We start from the raw sequence: 25,325 nt of genomic DNA, 5'->3' as shown, positions 1-25,325 counted from the left end.
CTGCTTGACATTGCGGGTGTGGCGAAATTGGTAGACGCACCAGATTTAGGTTCTGGCGCCGCAAGGCGTGGGGGTTCAAGTCCCTCCACCCGCACCATGACTGAAGGATGAAACATGCAGGTCACAGAGACCCAGAACGAAGGCCTCAAGCGCGGCTACCAGATGACCCTCCCGGCCGCCGATCTGGCCGCTCAGGTGGACGCAAAGCTGAAAGAGGCTCAGCCGGAAGTCGAGATGAAGGGCTTCCGCAAGGGCAAGGTCCCGATGGCGATGCTGAAAAAGCAGTTCGGCCCCCGCGTGATGGGCGAAGCCATGCAGGACTCGATTGACGGCGCATTGCGCGAGCATCTGGAAAAATCCGGCGACCGCCCCGCTGTTCAGCCGAAGATCGAGATGCAGAATGGCGAGGAATGGAAAGAGGGCGATGACGTCGTTGTCAACGTCTCTTATGAAATCCTGCCCGCCATCCCCGAGGTCGATCTGTCCAAGGTCTCGCTTGAACGTCTGGTCGTGAAGGCCGAGGAATCCGCGGTCAACGAAGCTCTGGAAGGGCTGGCGAAGAACGCGACGGCCTATGAGGACAAGAAAAAAGGGGCCAAGGCCGAAAAGGACGATCAGATCGTGATCGACTTCAAGGGCTCGGTCGATGGTGAGGAATTCGAAGGCGGCGCAGCCGAGGATTATCCTCTGGTCCTCGGCTCGAACAGCTTCATCCCCGGTTTCGAGGATCAGCTGATCGGTGCGAAGGCCGGTGACGAAATTCAGGTGAATGTCAAATTCCCCGACGAATACGGTGCCGCCCATCTGGCCGGTAAGGACGCGGTTTTCGCCACCACCGTCAAAGCGGTGAAAAAGCCTGTCGATGCCAAGATCGACGATGAACTGGCCAAGCGTTTCGGTGCCGAATCGCTGGACAAGCTGAAAGAACAGATCGCCAGCCGTCTGGAAGACGAATACAAGGGTGCCAGCCGCACAGTCATGAAGCGCTCGCTTCTGGATCAGCTTGACGATCAGGTCAAATTCGACCTGCCCGAAGTTCTGGTCGAGGCGGAAGCCGGTCAGATCGCGCATCAGCTTTACCATGAAGAGCATCCGGACGATCACGGCCATGACCACGGTGAGATCGAGCCGACCGAAGAACACAAGAAACTGGCCGAGCGCCGCGTGCGCCTTGGCTTGCTGCTTGCTGAAATCGGCCAGAAAGCCGAAGTTCAGGTCTCGGATCAGGAATTCACTCAGGCTGTCATGAATCAGGCCCGTCAGTTCCCGGGTCAGGAACGTCAGTTCTTCGAATTCATCCAGCAGAATGCTCAGGCTCAGCAGCAACTGCGTGCGCCGATCTTCGAAGACAAGGTTGTCGATCACATCGCGGAACAGGCCAATGTGACCGAAAAGGAAATCAGCAAGGAAGAGCTGGAAAAAGCCGTCGAGAGCCTCGACGAGCTGTAAGCAGCCTTGCCAGAGAACAGGAAAGCCGCGACCTTCGGGACGCGGCTTTTTATTTGGGGTAGGTGGATGACGCATGATCAGATCGTCCGCAGTTTCTGGGCTGCGATGGATGGCAATGATTATCAGGCCGTCGCAGACAGGTTTCTGTCGCCCGGTTTCATTGCGCTCTGGCCCCTGACCGGTGAGGTCATCGAAGGCCGCGACGCATTCGCAGCCGTCAATGCAGGTTTCCCCGGTCAGGGCGACTGGCGCTTCGAGGAGATCTCTCTGGTCGGGCAGAATGACCGCATCGCCACGGATATTCGCGTGACCAATGCGCCCCTGAACATCACCGCCCGCGTCCTGACCTTTCATGAGTTGGAGGGCGATTTCATCCTGCGTCAGACGGAATTTTGGCCCGATCCCTATCCTATCCCGGACTGGCGAAGCGGGATGTTGCGCGTGGATAATGACCTTGCACGATGGTAGTTTTGCCTGTTTTTTATTCAGAATGATCTTAAAATAAGCAAAAATCCGACTCTTTCGCGATCAAACGCCCGGATTTTATGCGCCATCCGTGGACGACACGCGGCAAACCCGGCAAGCAGGTCGCAGACAAGCGCAGGAAGGATCACCGGAATGAAGAAGATCGAAGCGATCATCAAGCCCTTCAAGCTGGACGACGTGAAGGAAGCCCTTCAGGAGGTTGGCGTTCAGGGTCTGACAGTCACTGAAGTCAAGGGTTTCGGCCGTCAGAAAGGCCATACAGAGCTGTATCGCGGGGCGGAATATGTCGTGGATTTCCTGCCCAAGATCAAGATCGAGATGATCCTGCCCGACGACCAGATCGACTCGGCTGTCGAGGCGATCATATCGGCTGCGCGGACCGAAAAGATCGGCGACGGCAAGATTTTCGTGTCCCCCGTCGATCAGGCGATCCGCATCCGCACCGGCGAGACCGGCGACGACGCGGTCTGATCCGTCAATCACCTAAGCACTCCAATCCCGTTAATGCCCGGAACCGGCCAAGGCCGGTTCCTACATGAGAAGAAAGGGCTGTTATGAAAGTCGAAGACGTCATCAAGTTGATGAAGGATGAAGAGGTCGAATATGTCGATGTCCGCTTCACCGACCCCAAGGGCAAGCTCCAGCATGTCACGCTGATCAACGATGAGGTCGACGAAGACTTCTTCGAGGAAGGTTTCATGTTCGACGGCTCGTCCATCGCCGGCTGGAAGTCGATCGACCAGTCCGACATGAAGCTGATGCCCGACCCGTCCTCGGTCTATATCGACCCGTTCTATGCCGAAAAAACGCTGTGCGTGCATTGCAACGTGGTCGAACCCGACACCGGCGAACCCTATGCCCGCGACCCGCGCGGCACCGCCGTCAAGGCCGAAGCCTATCTACGGTCTACCGGGATCGGCGATGTGTCCTATTGGGGCCCGGAGGCCGAATTCTTCCTGTTCGACGACGTCCGCTATTCGGTCACGCCGCAGAAAGTGGCGTATGAGATCGACGCCGCAGACGCCGCATGGAACACCGACGCCGAATATGAAATGGGCAACCAGGCCCACCGCGCCGGTCACAAGGGCGGCTATTTCCCGGTCAACCCGATCGACGCCGGTCAGGACATCCGCGGCGAGATGCTGTCGACCATGAAGCGTATCGGCATGACCGTCGACAAGCACCACCATGAGGTGGCAAGCGCCCAGCACGAGCTGGGGCTGGTCTTCGGCACGCTGTCGGCGCAGGCTGACAATCTGCAGAAATACAAATACGTGATCCACAACGTCGCACATGCCTATGGCAAATCCGCGACCTTCATGCCCAAGCCGATGAAGGGCGATAACGGCTCTGGCATGCACGTCAACATGTCGATCTGGAAGGACGGCAAGCCGATCTTTGCAGGCGACAAATATGCTGATCTCAGCCAGGAAGCGCTGTGGTTCATTGGCGGCATCCTGAAACATGCCAAGGCTTTGAACGCGCTGACCAACCCGTCAACCAACAGCTATAAGCGGCTGATTCCGGGCTTTGAGGCACCGGTGCTGCGGGCCTATTCGGCGCGCAACCGCTCTGGCTGCGTGCGGATCCCGTGGACCGAAAGCCCGAAAGCCAAACGTGTCGAGGCCCGCTTCCCCGACCCGTCGGCGAACCCGTATCTGTGCTTTGCCGCGCTGCTGATGGCCGGTCTCGACGGGATCAAGAACAAGATCGACCCCGGCCCGGCATCCGACAAGGATCTGTACGACCTGCCCCCGGAAGAGCTGGCAGAGATCCCGACCGTCTGCGGTTCTCTGCGCGAAGCCCTTGAAGAGCTTGAGAAAGACATGGACTTCCTGCTTCAGGGCGACGTCTTCACCCGCGACCAGCTTGAGGGCTACATGGCGCTGAAATGGGAAGAGGTCTACGCCTACGAACACACCCCGCATCCGGTCGAGTACCAGATGTATTACTCCTGCTGACCGCAGAGTTATCCACAGAACGAGCCACAGGCAGTCCTCATGGCTGCCTGTTTTTTATGCAGAACATCCTATGCACGGCCTGTCATCAACGCGTACACAGCATATGCACTGACTGACAGGCATTGAGAAACCGGCCCTTTAGACCGGCCTCCCTCAGATTCCGAAACGCTACGACGCATCCGCCTGGCTGTCGTCAGTATTCGATCACAAAGGAAACCGGCCTGTGATCACTGGGACGATCACCGCGTTTACGAATCCGGCCCGTATCGTCAAAGCGTTCATAGACCCGTGTTTCGACCTTGCATGATCCTGCCTCCAGCTTGAAGGGTTTCTTCGCCTGCCAGATCGAGGGCGAAACGACGACATGATCAATCAGCTCATCCACCAACCTTCCGCCTTCCAGAGGGTCCGGGAATGTCACCGTGCTTGCTTCGGCAATCACGCTGGGAGTCATTGCGTGCTCAAAATAGGTATTCGGCTCAAGAAAAGAGCCGACAAGTTCATCTACGATATTATGGATGAGAAATTCCCGCTCCATCAGCTCGGCATAGGCACCATCGTTGAAATCACCGAGTATGATCGTTGCGTCCGGCGCATCCGATAGCGCCACAAGATCATTCACGGCAAAGTCCCGAAGGCGCATGATCTCCGCAGAGAGTTTTTGCCTTGCGAGAAGCGCATCGACGATCGCCTCCTCATCCCTCAGAAGCCACTGTTCCGGTCTCTTCAGCTTTGAAAATTTTGATTTCGTATGGGCATTGATGATCCGCAATTTCTTTCCATCCGCGGGGGCGAAGGTAAGCACAAGTGGCGTGCGATGAAATCTATGCGACTTCCGCTCTGCCTCGCGGATCATCCCCCAAGGGTAAAAATAAATCGCACTTCGCAGAAGCCTGGTTTCCGGCCCCTTGGCATCGAAGGATGTGACATGTTCAGCGATGCTTTCATGCACAAGAAAGTGCAGGGTCTGCGAGCGTGAGTTGGATGTATGGACCTCATATTCGCCACCGAGAAACTGAGCCACGAAAAGCTCCATCTGGTCCTTGCGGGGCGGGCCTTCCTGAACCGCGATAATCTTCGCGTCGATCTCTTTGATGACTCCGGCTATGCGTTCACAAAGAGCACGAACATCTTCAATCGGCTCAAGCTCGATTGTTCCAAGCCGCTTGCCCGGAAAAGAGTCGGGGATCGTGCCGTCCCGTGTCGTCCACTCACCTCCGAAGATGGAATACATCCACTCAATGTTGAACGTCGCAATCTTGGTCTGAGGCATTATACGATACCCGTCTCCGAGAGACTTTAGGTGCGAGCATAGCACAGCATGCCCGATGCTCAGACCAGATTATGTTGCATCGATCCAATGCCGCTACGACATGACAAGTCTCACAGCCCTCACGGCAGATTCATCACCCGGATCGCCTCATCGACCTGCGCTTCGACCGACAGCGCCATGTCGATGACATAACCGTCCTCATCCTGTCCCAGCATCTCAAGCGTCTCAAGCTGGGAGTTCAGCAGTTCCGGTGGGAAGAAATGGCCCTCGCGATGTGAGAGACGGTCGCTGAGGATCTGGTGGGTGCCGTGCACATGCAGGAACCGCACCTGCGGAGCACCGCTGCGCAGGATATCGCGATAGCTGCGTTTCAGCGAGGAACAGCCCAAAACCGAACTTTGCCCGCGCGTTTCATTGCGGGCGATCTCGGCAGCCAGGGCCTCAAGCCAGGGCTTGCGGTCCTCATCGGTCAGGGGGATGCCGGAATGCATCTTCTCGACATTTTCCTTCGGATGGAAACTGTCGCCCTCGATATAGGGCCAGCCGAGCCTTGCGGCGAGGGCCTCTCCGGTGGTGGATTTGCCCGCGCCCGAGACACCCATCACCACGATATGTTGCACAGACCTGCTCATAGCAGCCACCATCCGACCAGCACGATCAGGAAGCCGATCGTTCCCAGCAGGGTCTCCATCACTGTCCATGTGCGCAGGGTGGTTTTCTCATCCATGTTCAGGAAGCGGCCAACAAGCCAGAAGCCGGAATCGTTGAAATGGCTGAGAACCGTGGCGCCGCTGGCGATGGCGATGACAAGGAAGCAGCGGTCCAGCGCGGACAGACCCGCCGTCGCCTCGACCGTCGGGGCCAGCAGACCCGCCGTGGTGATCAGCGCCACCGTGGCCGAACCTTGCGCGACGCGCAGCGCGGTTGCGATGACGAAGGCGGCGACGATCAGCGGCATGCCCATGCCTTCCAGCGTGTCGGCAAGTGCCTCGCCGATGCCGCTGGCACGAAGGACGCCGCCGAACATCCCGCCCGCTCCGGTGACCAGAATGATCGCGCAGATCGGCGCAAGCGAGCGGTCCATGATCCGCTGGATCGCATCGGGATCGCGGCCCTGCCCGACCAGAAAGATCGAGGCGATCACGGTGATCAGCAGCGCGACCGGGGTCTGCCCGAGCATCCTCAGCACCTGCACCCAGAGCGCATCGCCGCTGATCGTGCCGGCGGTGGCCAGCGTGTTCAGCCCGGTATTCAGGAAGATCAGTACCAGCGGCAGCAGAAGCACCATCATCACCCGGCTGAATTCCGGCGGAGTCCCGACGGGTTCTTTCTGGCCCGAGGCACCGCCCCCCAGCAATTCGGGAACCGGGATCGTGAAGCGCTTACCGGCCCAGAGGGCGAACAGATAGCTGCCCAGATACCATGTCGGGATCGCCACGATCAGGCCGACAACCAGCAGAAGGCCAAGATCCGCCCCCAGCAGGTCGCCTGCCGCGACCGGGCCGGGATGGGGCGGCACAAAGGCATGCATCACAGCAAACGCACCGGCCGCCGGGAAGGCATAGGTCAGGACCGAGCCGCCGAAGCGCAGGGCGACGCTGAAGATGATCGGCAGCATCACGACAAGCCCGGCATCGAAGAAGATCGGGAAGCCGAACATCAGCGACGCCACGCCAAGCGCAAAGGGCGCACGTTTTTCCCCAAAGACGGCGATCAGCCGGTCCGCCAGGACCTGCGCCCCGCCCGAAATCTCCAGCATACTGCCGATCATCGCGCCGAACCCGACCAGAAGCGCGACCGAGGCGAGTGTGCTGCCGAAACCGCTCATCAGGGTTGGCACGACCTCGCTGAACGGCACTCCGGCGACAAGCGCCGTCAGCAGGCTGACCAGAACAAGGGACACAAAGGCATGCAGGCGGAAGCGCATGATAAGCAGAAGCAGCAGAAGCACGGCTCCGACCGCGATCGTCAACAGCATCCCGGTGCCGTAGACAGGCTCTATCTCGTTCATTGGTTCCTCCTGAATGAATAAACTGAAACCAGCCACAATGCCGTTTCCGGCCGATCATGGTGCAGTTTCGTCTGTTCCGCGCGGGATGTCACGGCCCCGCGAAACATTGCGCCGCCGAAATCTGCGCTCTGTGCCGGATGCCGAGGACGGGATAAGCGCGGCGCAACATCACACCATTGTTTCCTCTGCGATGTTGCCGCAGCCCGCCACATCGTTCACCCTGCACGGGACAATGACGGAGAGAGACATGACCGACCACGCCTATTCCGGGCAGACGCCGAACCGGAGAAGGATAATCCTGTCCGCCATCGCGGCTTCCGGCATCGCCTTTGCCCGGCCGGGCACGTTGCAGGCACAGCAGCCGCATCCGAACCCCATGCCGGAAGAGCTGCGCCGCGTGATCGAGCGCAACCCCGCCCTTCCGGTTCTGGGTAATCCCGAGGGCAATATCACCCTGACCGAATTCTTCGACTATAATTGCCAGTTCTGCCGCGCGAATATGCGCGACGTGCAGCGGCTGATCGGAGAAGACCCGCAACTGCGCGTGGTGTTCCGGGAATGGCCGGTCTTCGGCGATGGCTCTTTCTTCGCCGCGAAAGCCTCTCTGGCCTCGCTTCAGCAGCAGAAATACTGGCAGTTCCACGAAGCACTGATGCAGATGAATGCGCGGGCCGAGGAGGCGACAGTGATGCGGGCGGCCCGTAATGTCGGACTGGATACTGACAGGCTGCGAGCGGATATGGAAAAGCGGGCGATCCTCGACCAGATCTATGAGACGATGGATCTGGCCGATACGATGGCCCTGACCGGGACGCCGACCTTCATCGCCGGGCATGAGGCCGTGTTCGGCAGGCTGGGGCTGGACGATCTGCGCAAGCTGGTGGCGGATGCACGCGAGGACCTTCTGTAACCGCCTGCCAAAAGCGCCCGCTTGACGCGCCCGCCTGCCCCGCCCAATCTGTCGCAGCATATCGGAGGAGCAGAGATGATCAGAGAATTCACCCTCACAGCGGCAGTGCTTGCGGGATCGACGGCAATGGGGCAGGCAGCCGAAATCCGGCTCGGCTATGCGCTGTCCGAAAACAGCCATTACGGCGCAGGCGCGATGGCCTTCGAGGAAACGCTGACGCAGGAACTCGGCGACGCCTTCACCGTCAGGCAGTTCCCGAATTCGGGTCTCGGCGGTGAGCGCGAGGTGATCGAGGGGATGCAGATCGGCACGATCGACGCCACCATCGCAAGCTCGGGCACGCTGTCCAATTTCGTGCCGGAAGTGGGCGTCTTCGACATTCCCTTCCTGCTGCGCGATCTGGACCATGCAAGAACCGTGCTTGACGGCGAAATCGGCGATCAGATGCTGGCGAAGTTCGACGATGTCGGGCTGCATGCGCTTGCCTGGGGCGAACAGGGTTTCCGCCATATCACCAATAGTCGCGGCCCTATCTCAACGCCCGAGGATCTTGCGGGACTCAAGATCAGGACGATGGAAAACCCGGTCCATCTGAAGGCCTTCGAGGCGCTTGGCGCGGCTCCGACCCCGATGGCCTGGCCGGAAGTGATCCCGGCCCTGCAGCAAGGCGCGATTGACGGGCAGGAAAACCCGCTTTCGGTGATCGTCTCGGCCAATCTGGATGAGGTCCAGAAATATGCCTCTCTGGACGGACATGTCTATTCGCCGGCGATCATTCTGGTGTCGCAGCAGCTTTGGGACGGGCTGGACGATGACCAGAAAGCGGCATTCGATACCGCAGCGGATGCGGCGGTCGCGGCGATGCGGGATTATGTCGACAATGTCGAAGCCGAGGGTGTCGCAACGCTGCGCGAGCGCGGCATGGAGGTGAATATCCTCGATGCCGAGCAGAAACAGGCGTTTCAGGACGGGCTGGCCGATGTTTACACCGAATATGAGGCAGAATTCGGCAAAGAGCTGATGGACAGCATCATCGCCACGCAATAACCGCCCAAGCCGGGGCTCTGCCCCGGACCCCGGGATATTTGGGCCAGTGTGACACAGTGGATTTCATCCTGGCCCAAATATCCGATCCACCAGCCGGAATCGGGCGTACCGACCTGTCCCCGGACGAAACGGTCGAAACCTATTGCGCTGACGCGATAGCGCCGCGCGGCAGGAATATGGTCAGCAGCCCCATCAGCGGCAGCCAGGCACAGATGCCGTAAATATACTCGACCCCCCGCGCATCGGCGATCACGCCAAGAATCGCGGCGGCGATCCCGCCCATGCCGAAGGTGAAGCCGAAGAACACTCCGGCGATCAGCCCGACGCGGCCCGGGACGAGTTCTTGCGCGAAGACCACGATGGCGGGGAAGGCCGACGCGATGACGATGCCGATCACGACGGTCAGCACCCCGGTTGCGGCCAGCCCGACATGCGGCAGCAGCAGCGAAAACGGCAATACGCCGAGGATCGAGATCCAGATCACGGTCAGGGGGCGGAACCGGTCTCCGAGCGGGCCACCGAGCATCACCCCAAGCGCCATCGCTCCGAGGAAAAGGAACAACATGAGCTGCGATTGCTGCTCGGTCAGGCCGAATTTTTCTATGGCGTAGAAGGTGTAATAGCTGGTGAACGAGGCTGTATAGATACTTTTCGTCAGGGTCAGCAGCGCCAGCACGATAATCGCCATACGCACCCGTCCCGCCGACAGGCCATGCTGCATCGCCGGACGGCGGCGGCGGGTCGTGTCGCGCATATAGGCGGCATACCACGCGCTGACCCTTGTCAGGATGGCAATGCCCAATGCCGCAAGCAGGGTAAACCACAGGATCGAGCCGCGACCGTTCGGCACGACGATAAACGCACCCAGAAGCGGGCCGAGAGCGGTGCCGACATTTCCTCCGACCTGAAAGAAGGACTGCGCGGTGCCGTAGCGCCCGCCCGAGGCCAGCCGCGCCACCCGGCTGGATTCGGGGTGAAATACCGCCGAGCCGACTCCGATCAGCATCGCCCCGAGGAACATCACCGCATAGCTGCCCGCCTGCGAGATGGCGACAAGACCGAGCAAGGTCGAGCTCATCCCGAGCGGCAGTGACATCGGCATAGGCCGCCGGTCGGTCAGCGCGCCGATCGCGGGCTGAAGCAGCGATGCGGTGCCGGTGAAGGCGAAGGTCAGCAGGCCGATCTGCCAGAAATCCAGCCCGAACTCTGCCTTGAACAGCGGATAATTCGCCGCAAGCAGGGATTGCATCACATCGTTGATCAGATGGCACAGGCTGATCCCGGAAAGGATCAGCCAGGCGGTGCGCTCAGGCGTATCTGATGTGGTGGGTGCGGCGTGTGTCATGGGGACCTCTCGGGGGAACTCTTCGGCCCGGCAGCATGCCGCGTCAAGCCCGGCGCTGCGTTATCCTGCGCAGCGACATAGATTTTGACTATGCCGAGCGCATCCGGTAATTCTTGCGCATTCTCAGGGCGGGGCGAAACTCCCCACCGGCGGTGAAAGCCCGCGAGCGCCTTTTTCGGAAGGGTCAGCAGACACCGGTGAAATTCCGGGGCCGACGGTTATAGTCCGGATGAAAGAGAATGGGAGGAACGGTCAGAAATGGCCGGGAGACCTGTGTGTTCTGAGATCCTGTTGATGTGAAAGGACCAGACGCGATGACAAAATCCCTCAAATTTGCCTTCATCAAGGCCGGATGGCACGCAGAGATCGTCGATCAGGCGCTGAACGGGTTCCGGCAGCGGCTTGATGAGCTGGGTGGGCAGCACGACGTCGAAATCTTCGACGTTCCCGGCGCATTCGAGATGCCGCTGCTGGCGCAGAAACTGGCGGAAACCGGGGAATATGCGGCGATTGCCGCAGCGGCTCTGGTGGTCGATGGCGGTATCTATCGCCATGATTTCGTCGCTCAGGCGGTTGTCAGCGGGCTGATGGAAGCCGGGCTGAAGACCGGGGTGCCGGTTCTGTCCGTATCGCTGACCCCGCATCACTTCCAGCCGATCGCCGAGCATATCGGATTTTTCCGCGAACATTTCATCCGCAAGGGCCGCGAGGCTGCGGATGCGGCGGTCGGCATCGTCTCAGCGCATGAAGCGATCAGGCCTGTCACCGCGCCCAGATCGGCGGCCTGAGCACTCCGCGAGGAGAAAAGGGCAGACAAAACTGGACTTTCGATGCGCACCGTCTTGCACGGGCTTGCCGTTTCGGATCCTGAGGCGCAGAAAGGGTTGTTCTGAACTCATTTCTTCTGCCTCCGAAACGGATCGCCGCTCGTGACAACTGCCCGCCTGATTCTGACGACATTGCTGATCGGATTTGGCGGCGGTGTGTTATTTACATGGCTGACGATCCCTCTGCCCTGGGTGCTGGGAAGCTGCGCGGCGACCGCTGTGGCGGCACAGATGAAAATCCCCATGAAACTGCCCGCACCAATGCGCAACGCCGCCATTGCAATCGTCGGCATCATGCTTGGCGCGGGGTTCGACGAGGAAGCGCTGAGCCATCTGGTAAGCTGGATCCCGAGCATTCTGTTCATGCTGGCGCTGTCCGTCGCATTTTTCGCGATCCCCTTCCTTGTGCAGCGCCGGTGGTCGACGATGGACTGGTCGACGGCGTTTCTTGCCTCGGTTCCCGGCGGGTTGTCCGTGGTGACGGCTCTGGCCGAAGATTACGGAGCCGATACGCGACGCATCGCAATGGCGCATACGGCGCGGATCATCGTGCTGCTGCTGATGGCGCCGATCATGCTGGGATGGGTGGCGGATTACGATCTGGGCACGATCACCCAGGACATGATGGGAGATATTCGCTGGGGCAGCCCGGCGGATCTGGCGATCCTGGCGGCCTGTGCGGCGGGTGGCTATCTTCTGGGGAAACGTTTCGCAATGCCCTCGGCAGGGCTGCTGTTTCCGCTGCTGCTCTCGGCGGGGCTGCACGCCACGGGTCTGGTCGAGGCGCAGGTCCCGCTGCCTTTCTCGATCTTCGCGCAGCTTGTGATCGGCGCGAATATCGGTCTGCGCTTTGCCGGGTACAAGCCGCGTGAGATCGTGCACGATACCTGGCTGGCGGCATCGGCCTCGCTGATCCTGGCATTTCTGGCATTTGCAGCGGCATGGGGCTATGCACATCTGACCGGCCAGGATGTCGCGCCGCTGCTGATTGCTTATTATCCCGGAGGGGCGCCAGAGCTTGGTGTCGTCGCCCTGACACTGGGGATCAACCCGGCGCTTGTCGCGGCACATCACGTCACAAGAATTATGGTGATCGCGGCGATCATGCCGGTCGTTCTGCGGCAGCGCAGCAAGGACAAGGGGACAACAAACTCTTGAATTAACTTGCTTTCCAAGCAATTCTGTTTAAGCAAATCGGGCAGAATTCCCGATACGGAGGAGATTATGATGAAAATCAGCACGTTTCGTCGCGCCTGTTTCGGAGCGGCATCCGCTCTTGCCCTGATGGCAGGTGCAGCCGCCGCCGCGCCCGAGCGTCCGGAATGCGTGGCACCCGCCCAACCGGGCGGCGGTTTCGATCTGACATGCCGCATTGCAGCGGAGGCGCTTGAATCGCAATTGCCGACTCCGATGCAGGTCACCTTCCTGCCCGGCGGGATCGGCGCGGTGGCGTTCAACCAGTTCAACACCACGCGCACCGACGACCCGAATGCGATTGTCGCCTTTTCGACGGGCTCTCTGCTGAACATCGCCACCGGGAAATACGGGGAGTTCACGCAGGAGGATGTTCGCTGGGTGGCTGCCGCCGGGACCGATTACGGCGCGGTCATCGTGAAAGCCGACAGCGAATTCGAGACACTTCAGGATGTAATGGACGCTTTCGCCGCCGATCCGGGCAGCGTTGTGACCGGAGCGGGTGGCTCTGTCGGGTCGCAGGACTGGATGAAGGCCGCTCTGCTGGTTCAGGCGGCAGGTGCCGATCCCCGCGCGATGCGCTATGTCGCCTTCGATGGCGGCGGGGAATCCATCGCCGGTCTGCTGGGTGGCTCGATCCAGATCTATACCGGCGACGTGGCCGAGATGGTGCCGCATCTTGAGGCCGGCACGATGCGCATTCTGGGCATCATGTCCGCTGAACGCCTGCCCGCGCCTTTCGCCGAAATCCCCACTGTGACCGAGCAGGGATGGGAGATCGAATGGCCGATCCTGCGCGGCTTCTATATGGGCAAGGATGTCTCGGACGAAGACTATAATGCCTATGTCGAGATGTTCGAAGCGGCCTATGAGACCCCGGAATTCGCCGAACTTCAGGCAGAGCGTGGCCTGTTCCCGCTGAATATGGCGGGTGAGGAATTCCACAGTTCGGTGCTTGAGCGGACCGAGCGCCTGCAAGGCCTGGCACAGGAATTCGGCCTTATTCAGGAATAAGCAACAGGCGGCCCGGAGCATAACCGGGCCGCTTCACCAACAATATTGGAGACTGCGATGGCGGACAGAGTCCTTGGACTGGCACTGTTAGCGCTAGCTATTTTTTATGGTGCGATTGCGTTTACGATAAAGGCGCCCTTCCAGTACGATCCGCTTGGCCCGGAAAGCTGGCCGAAACTGCTGTCGTTCGTTCTGGGCATCTGCGCCATCATCGTCATTATGAAACCGGACCCCGACCCGGATTGGGGCGATGCAAGCAGCCTGCGCAAGCTGGCGGTCTGTCTTGCCGGGCTGATTGTCTATGCGATGGCGTTCGAGCCGCTTGGCTATCTGCTGTCCACCCTGATCTTCGGCGGGCTGATGGCATGGTATTGCGGCGCATCCCTGCGCGGCTCGGCCATCTTCGCGGCAATCGCGGGAATCGGCGGATGGGTGCTGTTCGAACATGTGCTGGACCTTCAGGTTCCGGCAGGACTTATTTCTTTCTGAGGGGGCCCGCATGGAAGCGATCAACTCTTTGATGCAGGGCTTCGGGGTCGTCTTTGACCCGCTGAACCTTGCGCTTGTTCTGTTTGGCTGTTTCGCAGGCACACTTATCGGTGCGCTGCCTGGTCTTGGCCCGATCAACGGCGTGGCGATCCTGCTACCGATTGCCTATTCGCTGCAACTGCCGCCGGAATCGGCGCTGATCCTGCTGGCCGGGATCTATTATGGCGCGGAATATGGCGGGCGGATCAGTTCGATCCTGCTGAACGTGCCGGGCGATGCCGGTGCGATCATGACCACGCTGGACGGCAACCCGATGGCCAAGAAGGGTGAGGCTGGCCGCGCTCTGGCCCTTTCTGCCGTTGCCTCCTTTGTCGGCGGCACCATCGCGGTGATCCTACTGACCCTGTTCGCCCCGGCCCTCTCGCGGTTCGGCGTGACTTTCGGCCCGGCGGAATATGTGGCGCTGATGGTCTTTGCGTTTTCGGCACTGGCATCTCTGGTCGGTCGCAACGCGGTCAAGACGCTGATCGGCGCGGTTCTGGGCCTGATGATCGCCACGATCGGGATCGACGCCAATACCGGGGTGGAGCGCTATGTTTTCGGCGTTCACGACATTCTTGCAGGGATCGACTTTCTGATCATCGTGATCGGCCTGTTCGGGATCGGAGAGCTTCTGCATCTGATCGAGGCGCAGATGACCGGCAAGCTGGAAATCCTTCCGGTCGGGAAAAGCTTCGTGACCTGGAAAGATCTGATGCTGACGAAATGGGCGATGCTGCGTTCGTCGCTGATCGGCTTCATCATCGGGGTTCTGCCCGGCACCGGCGCTTCGGTGGCCTCGGCAGTGACCTATGGCACCGAGAAGCGGATTGCGGGACGTGAGGGCGCTACATTCGGCACCGGCAACCCGAAAGGGCTGGTCGCACCCGAAGCAGCGAATAACGCAAGCGCAGGTGGCGCGATGGTGCCGATGCTGACGCTTGGGATTCCCGGTTCAGGGACGACGGCGATCCTTCTGGGTGCTCTGCTGATGTTCAACATCCAGCCCGGCCCGCTGATGTTCCAGCAAAGGCCGGAAATCGCATGGGGTCTGATTGCCTCGATGTATGTCGGCAATGTGGCGCTGCTGATCATCAACCTGCCTCTGGTCGGTCTGTTCGCCCGCATCCTGACGCTACCGCAAAGCTATCTGATCCCGCTGATCGCGCTTCTGTCCTTTGTCGGGGTGTATTCTGTCGTCGGCAACGCGTTCGACCTGTATCTGGTCATTGGCTTCGGCGTTCTGGGATGGCTGCTGCGGAAATTCGACTTCTCGCTTGCTCCGGTCATTCTGGGCGTGGTGCTTGGTGCGCTGTTCGAAAACAATCTGCGCCGTGCACTGTCAGTCTCGGGCGGGGACTGGTCGATCCTGATCGCATCCGGCAAAGCGATCTTCCTGTATGTTCTGGCCGCAGCGGCATTGTTCCTGCCCAGCATCATGAGCCGTGTCGCAGCCCGCCGCAGCGGCACCGCAGGAACCGATCCGACCGAGGACTGAGGCGGGATCACCAAAAACCGGGCAAAGCGGGACAACCGCCCCGCTGGCGCGGATCAGACTGTATCAGACAGCGATCCGCGTCCCCGGACTATCAGGACAGGCGGGGAAACTCTATCTTCGGGCATCTGTCCTGCACGACGATCTTTCCGGCGGATTCCGCCTCTGCGGCGGCTTCGGCATTGGTGACACCAAGCTGCATCCAGATGAATTTGAGATCCGGCAGCGTCGCAATCGCTTCGGACACGATGGCCGCAACAGCGTCTGGGCGGCGGAAAATATCCACCATATCGACCTTTGCATCGGCGGGAATCGCGCTGAGATCGGCATAGACTGTCTGGCCGAGGATCTCCTGCCCGGCATGTTCGGGATTCACCGGAATGATCCGATAGCCCTGATTCTGCAAAAAACGGGCCACACCCCAGCTTGGACGATCCTTTTTCGGCGAAAGCCCGACCACGGCAATCGTCCTGGTTTCGTCTTTGATGCGGCGAATAATCTCTGTGTCAGCCATGTAAATCCTCCTTCTGACCCCTCTCATAGAAAAAGCGCCCGGACCGTATGGCCGGGCGCAAGTCGCGGAACGAGGGACAGTGATCTGAGCGCGGCCGTTCCGTGGCAACGCGCCCGTATACCCAATATGGGGTGCGATTCGCGATTTCCAAGAGCTGTCGCGCTTTCGTGATCACAGAGGCGTCAAGGACGAAGTTTCAGCCACATCCCCTTCGCCTTCATCAGTATTTCGCGCGGATTTTCCAGCAGGCGCTGCTTCCGTTCCGCTGAACCGGCGAGATATACCCTTTTGCCGATTATCACGAATTCGCGAGGATCCCCCGGTTCGGTACGTCCTTCGCTGATCGCGACCACGCATAAACCGTTAAATCCGGGCACATATGCCCGGGGATTTGCCTCGAACAGGCTGCGGTGGGTCTCGGACGCGAAGTGGTATACCTTGCCGCGCCAGCTTGTCACGATATCCCCGCGCCCGGGAACCGCGCTTTCATCGGTCACATAGGCGACGGGATCATAACCTCCCAACGCCCATTCCTGAGCCATCGCCCCAAGGGGCAGGCAAAGAATAAGGGCCGTCGCTGTGGCTTTCAGGGGAGTCAAGATCATCATTCGCCGCTACAGGTTCAGATATGACATGGCAGCGACGCCGTGCCATGTCCATGATTCGGCCCTCTCTCTCAACCTGATGTGAAGCGTCGTGCGGTGGCATAAAGCGAAATAGCCGCCGCATTCGACACGTTCAGCGAGCCGAACTGGCCCGCAAAAGCGATCTGCGCAAGATAATCGCATGTCTCCCGGGTCTTTTCCCTCAGCCCCGGACCTTCAGCCCCAAGAACAATGCAGACGGGCCTGTTATCAGCCTGTTCCAGCACGTCCTCAAGCGGGCTGTCGGCCTCTCCGGCGAGGCCGATCACCACATAGCCGACATCCTTGAGCTGAATCAGCGCGTCGGCAAGATTGCCGATCCGCAGATAGGGCTGCCGCTCAAGCGCACCAGAGGCGGTTTTGGCAAGCGCCCCTGTCTCGGGCGCGGTGTGGCGAGCAGGAGCGATGACAGCGCGGGCACCGAACACCTCGGCCGAGCGCAGGATCGCGCCCACATTATGCGGGTCCGTCACCCGGTCGAGCGCAACGATGATGGGCCGCCCCGCGCCCGTCACGGCGATCTCGTCAAGGCTGCCCCATGACAGCGGCCTGACCTCAAGCGCACAGCCCTGATGCACGCTGTCCGGGGGCAGTCCGACCACACGGTCGAAAACGCGGGCATCGGTGATCTCAGGCTCCATCCCGAAGACATCGCCAAGCCGGTCGAGCGCGTTTTGCGTCACCACCAGACGCAGCTTCTCTCGTGCGGGATTGGCAAGCGCATCACGGACGGCGTGAAGCCCGAATAACCAGATCGTTTCCGCAGCCGAGGCCTTCTTCGCGCGTTCCTTCGCAATCACCCAGTCAGGTTTGCGGTTTTTCCGTTCTGCCATGCGGTTCCCCTTTTCCCGCCCTTCTGCGCCATCCCGCCCCCTGCTGGCAAGCATCATGCAAACAGACAGTAATTCCTGCTTGACGCCCCGCGCCACCACGCTTATTCCACCCCCCACGCCGAAGGCTCGGCGGGCGACGTGCTGCAAGGTGCGGCAGCGGACTGTAACTCCGCCGGGGAGACCCATGCCTGGTTCGATTCCAGGGTCGCCCACCATTTTCTCCAAAACTGAACGTCATGTCAGGGCAACTGCCCGACCACTGGCATTCGCTTTGAGGGGCGTCCTGGGCAAAGGAAAGCAGGCACCGCCAATGCCTGCCCTCCCTCAAGGCAATCACGCAGATTTTTCCGTCAGCAGCGACCCGATAGCACGGTACGCAACGCCGCCAGCCTGCTGAAGCGCCGTGCGCGCTGTCGGCGCATCTGTCTTGGCGATCCCCATGACGATCGCAAGTTTCAGCTCTCCGTCGGCCTTTTTCATGATTTCCGCCGCTGTGCTCTCATCCAGATCCGCGGCATGGCGCAGGATGGCCAGGGACCGGCGCCGCAGCTTGGCATTGAACGGCACCACATCTACCATCAGATTCGAATAGGTCCGCCCCAGCCTGACCATCAGCGTGGTCGAGAAAGCAGTCAGCGCCATTTTCTGTGCCGTCGCCGCCTTCATGCGGGTCGAACCGCTGAGCACCTCATTCCCGGTATCCAGCACCGCGACAAAATCCGAGAAAGCACGGAACGACGTATCCTCATTCGAGGACAGCAACAGCGTCATCGCCCCCGAGGATCTGGCCGTGCGCAGCGCAGCTCCCACATAAGGCGTCGATCCGCTGGCAGTGATGCCGATTGCGATATCGTCGGGTCCCAGAGCGGCTGCGGCGGCCTGTCCTTCCTGTTCGTCATCCTCGGCGGCTTCGACCGCATGGATCATGGCATCCTCGCCACCCGCCAGATGGGCTGTGAAGCGGTGTCCCGGAATACCGAAAGTCGGCGGGATTTCGGCTGAATCCAGCACGCCGAAGCGACCGGAAGTCCCTGCCCCGAAATAATGCACATTGCCGCCCCGGCGGAAGCGCTTTTCGGCCTCATCAACGGCCTCGGAAAGGACCGGGAGAGCCGTTCTGACAACTGCCGCGACGCCGGCATCTTCATCATTGATCAGTTCCAGCACGCCCAGAGGCGACATCCGGTCGATCTCGAAGCTGCGGGGGTTCCGGCCTTCGGTCCCGTTATCGCTCAGGACGGAATTGTCAGTGGTCTTCATATCAGTTTTCCTTGCGGTGTTGACGTACGGCATCATGCGCTTCAGCAAACAGTTCGCTGACGCGGTCGAACTGGCGATGTGCCAGAGCGACGAAAAGACAATCGAGAATGATCTGCTGCGCCATGCGCGAGGCCATGCCGCCATTGCGGAACAAGGTCTCGCGTGCAGCCGAGATCAGGACGGTGTCCGCCAGAAGGGCGGAATCGGACAGCGGATTGCTGGTCACCACAGCACGATGGGCTTTGCGCTCGCCTGCTTTGGACAGAAGTTCGATACCTTCGACGGTGCGCCCGGAATGGGTCAGGACCAGAACCACATCCCCCTTTTCCAACATCGATACCGCCGAGAGGGCGTTGTGGATATCGTTCCAGCCGGAAACATGCACATCGATGCGGAACAGTTTCTGGGTAATGTCCTGCACGACCGGGCCAAGCGCTCCGACGCCGAAAACCACCACGCGTTTGGCCGCGCGGATCGCGTCTACCAACTGTTCAAGCTGCGACAGGTCAAGCTGTGCGACGGTTTCTTCCGCGGCGCGGATATCAGAGAAGGCGGTTTTCTGGACGATATCGGCAAGCGTATCCTCGGCGCCGATATCGTCGGTCAGGGACAGCCCCGGACGAAAATCGCTGCGGCTGTGATCCGCCTGCGCGGCAAGTTGCAGGCGAAGCTGTGCATACCCGGGCAGACCGAGGCGGCGGCAGAACCGAGTCACGGTCGCTTCGGAGGTGCCGGCGGATCGCGCCAGTTCCGAGATGGTCATATTCGCGACCCGTAAAGGCGCGTCCAGAATGATGCGACCGATCGCCTGCTCGGATCTGGATAATGATGTCATGCAGGCGTCCAGCCGCATCGTCAGGCTGGTGCCGGCAGTTTTCGAGAGATCATCCGTCATCTTGCCTTGCCTCCACGTTTATCCGCGCCAATGCGGGCGCGGATTCCCGTTCGACCACATCAGCGCCTGTCATGCAGCGCAAGCGGAACAGCACTGCCGTAACCCCCTGCATTGCCGTGATGGGCAGTTCATCATCTTCATGTTTGTAAATATATTTTCACTTGATGTTTATCAATACAAAAATTATTTTCATTCCTGCGACTGGATTCTCCGCCTCACCCTCCCGTCAGCAGTGTACATGCCTGCCTGACCGGCCAAGGGCGGCAGAGACCCGGACCACAAGGATCTTACGGAGGAAAGACGAACATGCCCCGAAATATTACCGCCATCCTGCTGACCTCGTCCCTGCTGGCAGGCCCGGTTCTGGCTGATGATGTCACACTGACCATCGAAAGCTGGCGCAACGACGATATGGTGATCTGGCAGCAGCAGATCATCCCGGCCTTCGAGGCCGCACATCCCGGGATCAAGGTCAAATTCGACCCGACCGCACCGACAAAATACAATGCCGCGCTGAATTCCAAACTGGATGGCGGCACGGCAGGGGATCTGATCGCGTGCCGTCCGTTCGACGCTTCCCTGTCGCTGTTCGAGAAGGGCAAGCTTGCCGATCTGACCGGGATGGAGGCGCTGTCCGATTTCCCTGACCGTGCGCTTGCGGCATGGTCCACCGATGACGGCTCAAAGACATTCTGCGTTCCGATGGCCGCGGCGATTCATGGCTTTATCTACAATAAGGATATCTTCGACGAGCTCGGGCTGGAAGAACCCGAAACAGAGGAAGAGTTTTTCGCCCTGCTGGAAACCATCAAGGAAGACGGCAACTATATCCCTCTGGCGCTTGGAACGGCGGATCAGTGGGAAAGCTCGACAATGGGGCTACAGAATATCGGTCCGACCTACTGGAAGGGCGAAGAGGGTCGTCAGGCTCTGATCAGCGGTGAGGGGAAGCTGACCGATGAAGGCTGGGTCAAGGCGTTCCGGGCGTTGTCGCGTTGGGGCGATTATCTGGGGGACGGCTATGAATCGCAGACCTACCCGGACAGCCAGAACCTGTTCACATTGGGCCGCGCTGCGATTTTCCCCGCCGGAAGCTGGGAAATCTCGGGCTTTAACCAGCAGGCGGATTTCGAACTTGGTGCCTTCCGCCCCCCTGTCGAGAATGAGGGCGATACCTGCTATATCTCGGATCACACCGATATCGGCATGGGCATGAACGCCGCGGCGCAGCACCCGGAAGAAGCCCGCATCTTCCTTGAATGGCTGGGGACCGAGGAATTCGCAAATCTCTATTCCAACGCGCTGCCGGGCTTCTATTCGCTGTCGAAACACCCGCTGGAAGTACAGGACCCGCTGGCGGCAGAGTTCCTGTCATGGCGTCAGGACTGCGAATCAACCATCCGTTCCTTCTTCCAGATCCTGTCACGCGGCACGCCGAATCTGGAAAACGAAGCCTGGGGCGGTGCGGTCTCTGCCATCAAGGGCACCGCAACGCCGGAAGAGATCACCGCAAAGCTTCAGCAGGGGCTTGAAAGCTGGTACGCGCCGCAAGCGCCCAACTGATCCGACTGCGACAAACGGTCCCCTCCCTTCGCGGGAGGGGGCAATAATGCCACCGCCAGCAAAAAATGATAATGCGCCAATTTACCGCCGGAATGCACTGCTTATCACGTTACCCATCGGCAAAGCACAAATGGCGGGGCTGATTTGCTGTCGTGATAGGGCTGACGGCGGTGTCACAATATTGGCATAAAACCATCAATTAACCTTTACTTTGCGATGACATGACGCGGTGGGGACCAACCGGAGATTATCATGTTACTTCGCATCGCTGCCGCGACCTCTGTCGGCGCCTTCCTTGCTACAAGTGCGCTTGCTCAGGTCGAAATCGCTCAACAGGACGACCAGTGGTTCACGGACGCGCAGGCGCGTCTTGAGGAACTGGCCGCTGTTCAGCCCAATACCAACCGCGCCAAGAACGTCATCCTGTTCATTGCCGATGGCAATGGCATCGGCACCAACTATGCAACCCGCCTCTGGGTCGGCCAGCAGGCTGGCGGCAACGGCGAGGATCACGTCCTTCCGCAGGAAACATTCCCGAACCTGGCTCTGGTGAAAACCTATACGACCAACGGGCAGACGCCTGACTCGGCTCCGACCGCCAGTGCCATGAATACCGGCATCAAGTCGCGTAACGGCATCATCAATATCTCGGATGCCGGTGAATATAATAGCTGCGATTCGGCTGCGAGCGCCGGGCTGACCACCTTCTCCGAGATCGTCTCGGATATGGGCAAGTCCGTCGGTATCGTCTCGACCGCCCGCATCACCCACGCCACTCCGGCCGCTGTCTATGCAAAGACCGCCAATCGCGACTGGGAAGACAATACGCTGCTTCCCGAGAACTGCGCCCAAAAGGACATCGCCGCTCAGCTGGTCGATGCCATTGACGCGGGAACCGTCGATTTCGCAATGGGCGGTGGCCGCCGCCACTTCCTGCCGAACGGCATCACCGATGATGAAGGCGATGAAGGCCGTCGCACCGACGACCGCAACCTGATCGAAGAGGTCGAGGGCAAAGGCTGGCAATATGTCTGGAACGCCGAGACCGCTGCTGCTGCCGATCCTGCGCAGCCGGTACTGGGTCTCTTCGAAGCCAGCCACATGGAATATGAGGCCGACCGCACCGACGAGCCCTCGCTGGCCGAGATGACCGAGATGGCCATCAACAACCTGTCGAATAACGAAGACGGCTTCTATCTTCAGGTCGAGGCAGGCCGCGTCGATCACGGCAACCATGCCGGCAACCTGTCGCGTGCCGTGCAGGACGGTGCCGCCTTCGCCGAGGCCATCCAGAAGGCTGTCGAGATGGTGAACCCGGAAGAAACGCTGATCGTCGTCACCGCTGATCACGAACATTCCATCGCTTTCAACGGCTATTGCGGTATCGGCTCGCCGGTCACCGGCCTTTGCTACCAGATCGACGATAACGGCAACGAGCACACTGAAGAGCCGAATATGGGTCTCGACGGAAAGCCTTACACCGTCGCCGGCTATCTGAACGGCCCCGGCTCGGTCCTGCATCAGGAAGAGGGTGAGAACGATTATACCGGCTCGCGTCCCGACCTGACCGAGGAAGAAGCGACCAATGTCGATTACCTTCAGCAGGCGCTGATTCCGGGAACCGATGAGACCCATTCCGGCGAGGATGTCGCCGTGATGGCTACCGGCCCCTGGGCACATCTGTTCCGCGGCGTGATCGAGCAGAACGTGATCTTCCACGTCATGAACAAAGCCATCTCCGCTGAATAAGCGTGGCATTAACGCAAAACCGGGACGGGGCCATATATGGTCCCGTCCCTTCTCATTCCTGCGATCCTTTCGGGCGATTTCCCGGGTTTCAGTGAGGGTTCATTGCAGCTCTGCCTCGTAAGCCCTAGTCTCTCAGCGCGGGTGACATCGCTGGCAGCAGGCCCGGCGCGGTGAAAGGAATGACAATGACAGAACGACCAACCGTAAATCGCATCCGGCATGAGCTTGTGCGCAGGGAACTGACCGTCGCATCAGCCGAGAAACTGACACCGCGCATGATCCGCATTACCCTGACCGGAGAAGAGCTGAGCGGTTTCGTCAGCGATGGTTTCGACGATCACGTCAAGATCACCCTGCCCGGCAATGAGGATGACCCGCAGCGCCGCGAATATACGCCGCGCAGTTTCGACGCCGCGAATAACCGGCTGGTTCTCGACTTCTTCGATCATCCCGGCGGACCGGCGGCGGATTGGGCACGCAGCGCGAAGCCGGGGGATATCCTTCAGATCGGAGGACCACGCGGCTCGGCGGTCATTGAAGGCCCGATCGCCCATTGGTTGCTGATCGGCGACGAAACCGCCCTGCCCGCCATTGCCCGCAAGGTCGAAGAGACACCGGCCTCAACCCGGATCACAACAGTCGTCGCCGTCCCCGGAGCCGAAGACGAACAGCAATTCACCGGCGCGACACAGGTCGATTCACACTGGCTTCACCGCCCGGATTCGCAGGCCGCCGATGAAGCGCCTTTCATTGAGGCGCTGAAGGATCTGACGATTCCGGATCAGTGTTTCATCTGGATCGCCACAGAAGCAAGGGTCGCAAAGACCATCCGTCAATGGTTTCTTGAAAAGGGCCACGACAAGGCATGGATGAAAGCCGCAGGCTACTGGATCGCAGGCCAACCCGACAGTTCGATTAAATCAATCGAAGATTAAAAGAAGGCTGAAATTGCAACTAACCCTGCATGCGGTATATTAGTTAATTAATGATATTTATGATCGACATGATCTTCCTCGGTTGGGCAATATGACCGAAAATCCGAAAAAAAAGCCGGATCTTTCCGAATCGGAAAAAGTCGCTCGCCGGGCAAAAAACGCCGCCAATCGCGCCAGGAGAGAGGCAAATGCCGCAGCGCGGGCCGAGAAAGAGGCAGCCCGTCAAAAGCAGAAGTCGAAGACAACAGCCAAACCGGAAAAACCCGTACCCGTCAAACAGCGGACCCAGCCGCCGTGTGTCTTCCCCCTTCCCATCGAATCTCGCGCAGGCACAGCCATGCCCGATGCATCGGACCCCGCCCCTGCCACTGAGTTATCGCCTTTCAACATCCTGATCGTCGCGCAGGCGGGCCGTCTGGAATATGAGGCCGCGCTATTTACCGAATCGCTGCGGGCGAATGCGCCGGGATGGCACGGTCGCCTGATCGTTGCGGAACCGCGCCCGGAAGAAGCCTGGGCTAAGCAGAATACGGGTCTGTCTGATGCCGCACGCGAAGTCCTGCTGGCGCGTGGTGCCGAAATCACCCCATTCACCGCCAGGCATTTCGGCGCAGCCTATCCCTATGGCAACAAGATCGAAGCTCTGGCGGTCATGCCCGAGAATGAGAACTTCATCTTCTTCGATACCGACACGCTGATCACCGGCCCGCTGGATCAGATTGCACTGGATTTCAGCCGCCCCTCTGCCTCGATGCGGCGCGAGGGGACATGGCCGAAGCCACCGCTTTACGGACCCGGCTTCACCGAGATCTGGCGCTCGCTTTACGAGCGGTTCGGGCTGGAGTTCGACAGTTCTCTGGAACTGTCCCAGCCTGACGAGCATTGGGAGCGTTATCTCTATTTCAACGCCGGCTGGTTCTATGGTTCCGACCCGGCAGAATTCGGGAAACGCTTTCTGAAATGGGCACGGGCGATCTGTGACGATCCCGGTGAGGCTCTTGCCGCGCAGGTTCTCGATCCCTGGCTGGATCAGATCACCCTGCCGCTGGTGATCCACAGCCTTGGCGGCGGACGGCCCGGGCCAGAGGCAGCCGCACTTGATGGTGAGGTGGCGTGCCACTGGAGGAAGCTGCCGCTGCTATATGCACGGGAAAGCGACGAATGTGTCGATGCGCTTGAACGGGCGGCAGAGGCCCCGGATGTCGCGAAGCTGCTGCAGAACTGGTCACCCGCACGGCAGCTTATCTTTGAGCGTCACGGTCGAAATGATCTGAGACCTCTTTTCGACCGGGCGCATCTTCCCAAAAAGGAACAGATCCTTCGGCAGAAGATCAAACGCGCGGGATGGTGGCGGTCCTGAGGCTGCCGCCTACCCTACCAATCCCGCTCCAA

The 25,325-nt window shown here is 60.0% G+C and carries 24 protein-coding genes, 2 tRNA genes and 1 riboswitch; of the genes, 17 read left to right on the top strand and 9 right to left on the bottom strand.

All coding sequences use genetic code 11. The features are described 5' to 3' along the window. Positions 1-12: 12 nt before the first annotated feature. From PAE61_RS01445 to glnA, 5 genes are all read left to right on the top strand, one after another. Positions 13-97: transfer RNA gene (locus PAE61_RS01445), tRNA-Leu, on the top strand. A gap of 17 nt (positions 98-114) precedes the next feature. Continuing rightward, entirely contained in the window at positions 115-1,449 is a 1,335-nt protein-coding gene (tig, locus tag PAE61_RS01440; protein ID WP_271113667.1) for a trigger factor, read from the top strand. 66 nt (positions 1,450-1,515) lie between these two features. After that, on the top strand, positions 1,516-1,917 hold the full coding sequence (locus tag PAE61_RS01435) for a nuclear transport factor 2 family protein (RefSeq protein ID WP_271113666.1): 402 nt from the start codon (positions 1,516-1,518) through the stop codon (positions 1,915-1,917). A gap of 150 nt (positions 1,918-2,067) precedes the next feature. Further along, a complete protein-coding gene (locus tag PAE61_RS01430; protein WP_271113665.1) occupies positions 2,068-2,406 on the top strand; it encodes a P-II family nitrogen regulator in 339 nt (112 codons plus the stop codon). Between the two features lie 83 nt (positions 2,407-2,489). Further along, on the top strand, positions 2,490-3,896 hold the full coding sequence (glnA, locus tag PAE61_RS01425) for a type I glutamate--ammonia ligase (protein ID WP_271113664.1): 1,407 nt from the start codon (positions 2,490-2,492) through the stop codon (positions 3,894-3,896). A 193-nt stretch (positions 3,897-4,089) separates the two neighbouring features. On the opposite strand, the gene PAE61_RS01420 is transcribed toward glnA, so the two are convergent. The 3 genes from PAE61_RS01420 to PAE61_RS01410 all read right to left on the bottom strand — a co-directional run bounded on the left by PAE61_RS01420 (position 4,090) and on the right by PAE61_RS01410 (position 7,180). Beyond that, the gene (locus tag PAE61_RS01420) at positions 4,090-5,169 is read right to left on the bottom strand and encodes an endonuclease/exonuclease/phosphatase family protein (protein ID WP_271113663.1); all 1,080 of its coding nucleotides are present in this window, start codon (positions 5,167-5,169) and stop codon (positions 4,090-4,092) included. 119 nt (positions 5,170-5,288) lie between these two features. Then, the gene (locus PAE61_RS01415; protein ID WP_271113662.1) at positions 5,289-5,801 is read right to left on the bottom strand and encodes a gluconokinase; all 513 of its coding nucleotides are present in this window, start codon (positions 5,799-5,801) and stop codon (positions 5,289-5,291) included. After that, positions 5,798-7,180: a GntP family permease gene (locus tag PAE61_RS01410; protein WP_271113661.1), complete on the bottom strand. Its 1,383-nt coding sequence runs from the start codon at positions 7,178-7,180 to the stop codon at positions 5,798-5,800. Before PAE61_RS01410 ends, PAE61_RS01415 begins: the two co-directional genes overlap by 4 nt. Before the next feature lie 247 nt (positions 7,181-7,427). Between PAE61_RS01410 and PAE61_RS01405 the strand changes: the two genes are divergently transcribed. Next, complete coding sequence (locus tag PAE61_RS01405) at positions 7,428-8,090, top strand: DsbA family protein (RefSeq protein ID WP_271113660.1); 663 nt, start codon at positions 7,428-7,430, stop codon at positions 8,088-8,090. A 75-nt stretch (positions 8,091-8,165) separates the two neighbouring features. After that, positions 8,166-9,137: a TRAP transporter substrate-binding protein gene (locus tag PAE61_RS01400; protein ID WP_434803091.1), complete on the top strand. Its 972-nt coding sequence runs from the start codon at positions 8,166-8,168 to the stop codon at positions 9,135-9,137. A 139-nt stretch (positions 9,138-9,276) separates the two neighbouring features. Here the strand turns inward: PAE61_RS01400 and PAE61_RS01395 are convergent, their stop codons facing one another. Beyond that, positions 9,277-10,482, bottom strand: a complete 1,206-nt coding sequence (locus PAE61_RS01395; RefSeq protein ID WP_271113659.1) for an MFS transporter — start codon at positions 10,480-10,482, stop codon at positions 9,277-9,279. Between the two features lie 115 nt (positions 10,483-10,597). After that, positions 10,598-10,727, top strand: a riboswitch (FMN riboswitch). A gap of 69 nt (positions 10,728-10,796) precedes the next feature. Here PAE61_RS01395 and PAE61_RS01390 point away from each other — a divergent pair. From PAE61_RS01390 to PAE61_RS01370, 5 genes are all read left to right on the top strand, one after another. Further along, positions 10,797-11,270, top strand: a complete 474-nt coding sequence (locus PAE61_RS01390; RefSeq protein ID WP_271113658.1) for a 6,7-dimethyl-8-ribityllumazine synthase — start codon at positions 10,797-10,799, stop codon at positions 11,268-11,270. 141 nt (positions 11,271-11,411) lie between these two features. Continuing rightward, complete coding sequence (locus PAE61_RS01385) at positions 11,412-12,467, top strand: AbrB family transcriptional regulator (protein ID WP_271113657.1); 1,056 nt, start codon at positions 11,412-11,414, stop codon at positions 12,465-12,467. Positions 12,468-12,536: 69 nt separating this feature from the next. Beyond that, on the top strand, positions 12,537-13,517 hold the full coding sequence (locus PAE61_RS01380; protein WP_271113656.1) for a Bug family tripartite tricarboxylate transporter substrate binding protein: 981 nt from the start codon (positions 12,537-12,539) through the stop codon (positions 13,515-13,517). Positions 13,518-13,574: 57 nt separating this feature from the next. Then, complete coding sequence (locus PAE61_RS01375) at positions 13,575-14,006, top strand: tripartite tricarboxylate transporter TctB family protein (RefSeq protein ID WP_271113655.1); 432 nt, start codon at positions 13,575-13,577, stop codon at positions 14,004-14,006. 10 nt (positions 14,007-14,016) lie between these two features. Further along, positions 14,017-15,543, top strand: a complete 1,527-nt coding sequence (locus PAE61_RS01370; protein WP_271113654.1) for a tripartite tricarboxylate transporter permease — start codon at positions 14,017-14,019, stop codon at positions 15,541-15,543. Between the two features lie 91 nt (positions 15,544-15,634). Here PAE61_RS01370 and PAE61_RS01365 read toward each other — a convergent pair whose 3' ends face one another. From PAE61_RS01365 to PAE61_RS01355, 3 genes are all read right to left on the bottom strand, one after another. After that, positions 15,635-16,054: a CoA-binding protein gene (locus PAE61_RS01365; protein WP_271113653.1), complete on the bottom strand. Its 420-nt coding sequence runs from the start codon at positions 16,052-16,054 to the stop codon at positions 15,635-15,637. Positions 16,055-16,236: 182 nt separating this feature from the next. Next, positions 16,237-16,659: a YHS domain-containing (seleno)protein gene (locus PAE61_RS01360; protein ID WP_271113652.1), complete on the bottom strand. Its 423-nt coding sequence runs from the start codon at positions 16,657-16,659 to the stop codon at positions 16,237-16,239. A 71-nt stretch (positions 16,660-16,730) separates the two neighbouring features. After that, positions 16,731-17,531 (bottom strand): TrmH family RNA methyltransferase, encoded by an 801-nt coding sequence (locus PAE61_RS01355; RefSeq protein ID WP_271113651.1) that lies wholly within the window; start codon positions 17,529-17,531, stop codon positions 16,731-16,733. 131 nt (positions 17,532-17,662) lie between these two features. Between PAE61_RS01355 and PAE61_RS01350 the strand changes: the two genes are divergently transcribed. Continuing rightward, positions 17,663-17,746, top strand: a tRNA-Tyr gene (locus PAE61_RS01350). A gap of 118 nt (positions 17,747-17,864) precedes the next feature. Here the strand turns inward: PAE61_RS01350 and PAE61_RS01345 are convergent. Then, positions 17,865-18,791, bottom strand: coding sequence for an N-acetylmuramic acid 6-phosphate etherase (locus PAE61_RS01345; RefSeq protein ID WP_271113650.1), 927 nt, complete (start codon positions 18,789-18,791; stop codon positions 17,865-17,867). Position 18,792: 1 nt separating this feature from the next. After that, positions 18,793-19,686 carry a MurR/RpiR family transcriptional regulator gene (locus PAE61_RS01340; RefSeq protein WP_271113649.1) on the bottom strand — a complete coding sequence of 298 codons (894 nt, stop codon included), beginning with the start codon at positions 19,684-19,686 and terminating at the stop codon, positions 18,793-18,795. 306 nt (positions 19,687-19,992) lie between these two features. Between PAE61_RS01340 and PAE61_RS01335 the strand changes: the two genes are divergently transcribed. The 4 genes from PAE61_RS01335 (at position 19,993) to PAE61_RS01320 (ending at position 25,293) form a co-directional block, all read left to right on the top strand. After that, positions 19,993-21,249, top strand: coding sequence for an ABC transporter substrate-binding protein (locus tag PAE61_RS01335; protein ID WP_271113648.1), 1,257 nt, complete (start codon positions 19,993-19,995; stop codon positions 21,247-21,249). A gap of 252 nt (positions 21,250-21,501) precedes the next feature. Then, on the top strand, positions 21,502-22,998 hold the full coding sequence (locus tag PAE61_RS01330; protein ID WP_271113647.1) for an alkaline phosphatase: 1,497 nt from the start codon (positions 21,502-21,504) through the stop codon (positions 22,996-22,998). 185 nt (positions 22,999-23,183) lie between these two features. Further along, positions 23,184-23,933 (top strand): siderophore-interacting protein, encoded by a 750-nt coding sequence (locus tag PAE61_RS01325; protein ID WP_271113646.1) that lies wholly within the window; start codon positions 23,184-23,186, stop codon positions 23,931-23,933. Positions 23,934-24,270: 337 nt separating this feature from the next. After that, entirely contained in the window at positions 24,271-25,293 is a 1,023-nt protein-coding gene (locus PAE61_RS01320) for a GT-B fold glycosyltransferase domain-containing protein (RefSeq protein ID WP_271113645.1), read from the top strand. The last annotated feature ends 32 nt before the right edge of the window (positions 25,294-25,325 follow it).

This window comes from Paracoccus aerodenitrificans (assembly GCF_027913215.1).
GTDB classification, from domain to species: domain Bacteria; phylum Pseudomonadota; class Alphaproteobacteria; order Rhodobacterales; family Rhodobacteraceae; genus Paracoccus; species Paracoccus aerodenitrificans.
Note: the sequence above shows the minus strand (reverse complement) of the source record. Positions and strands in the feature narration are given on the sequence as shown.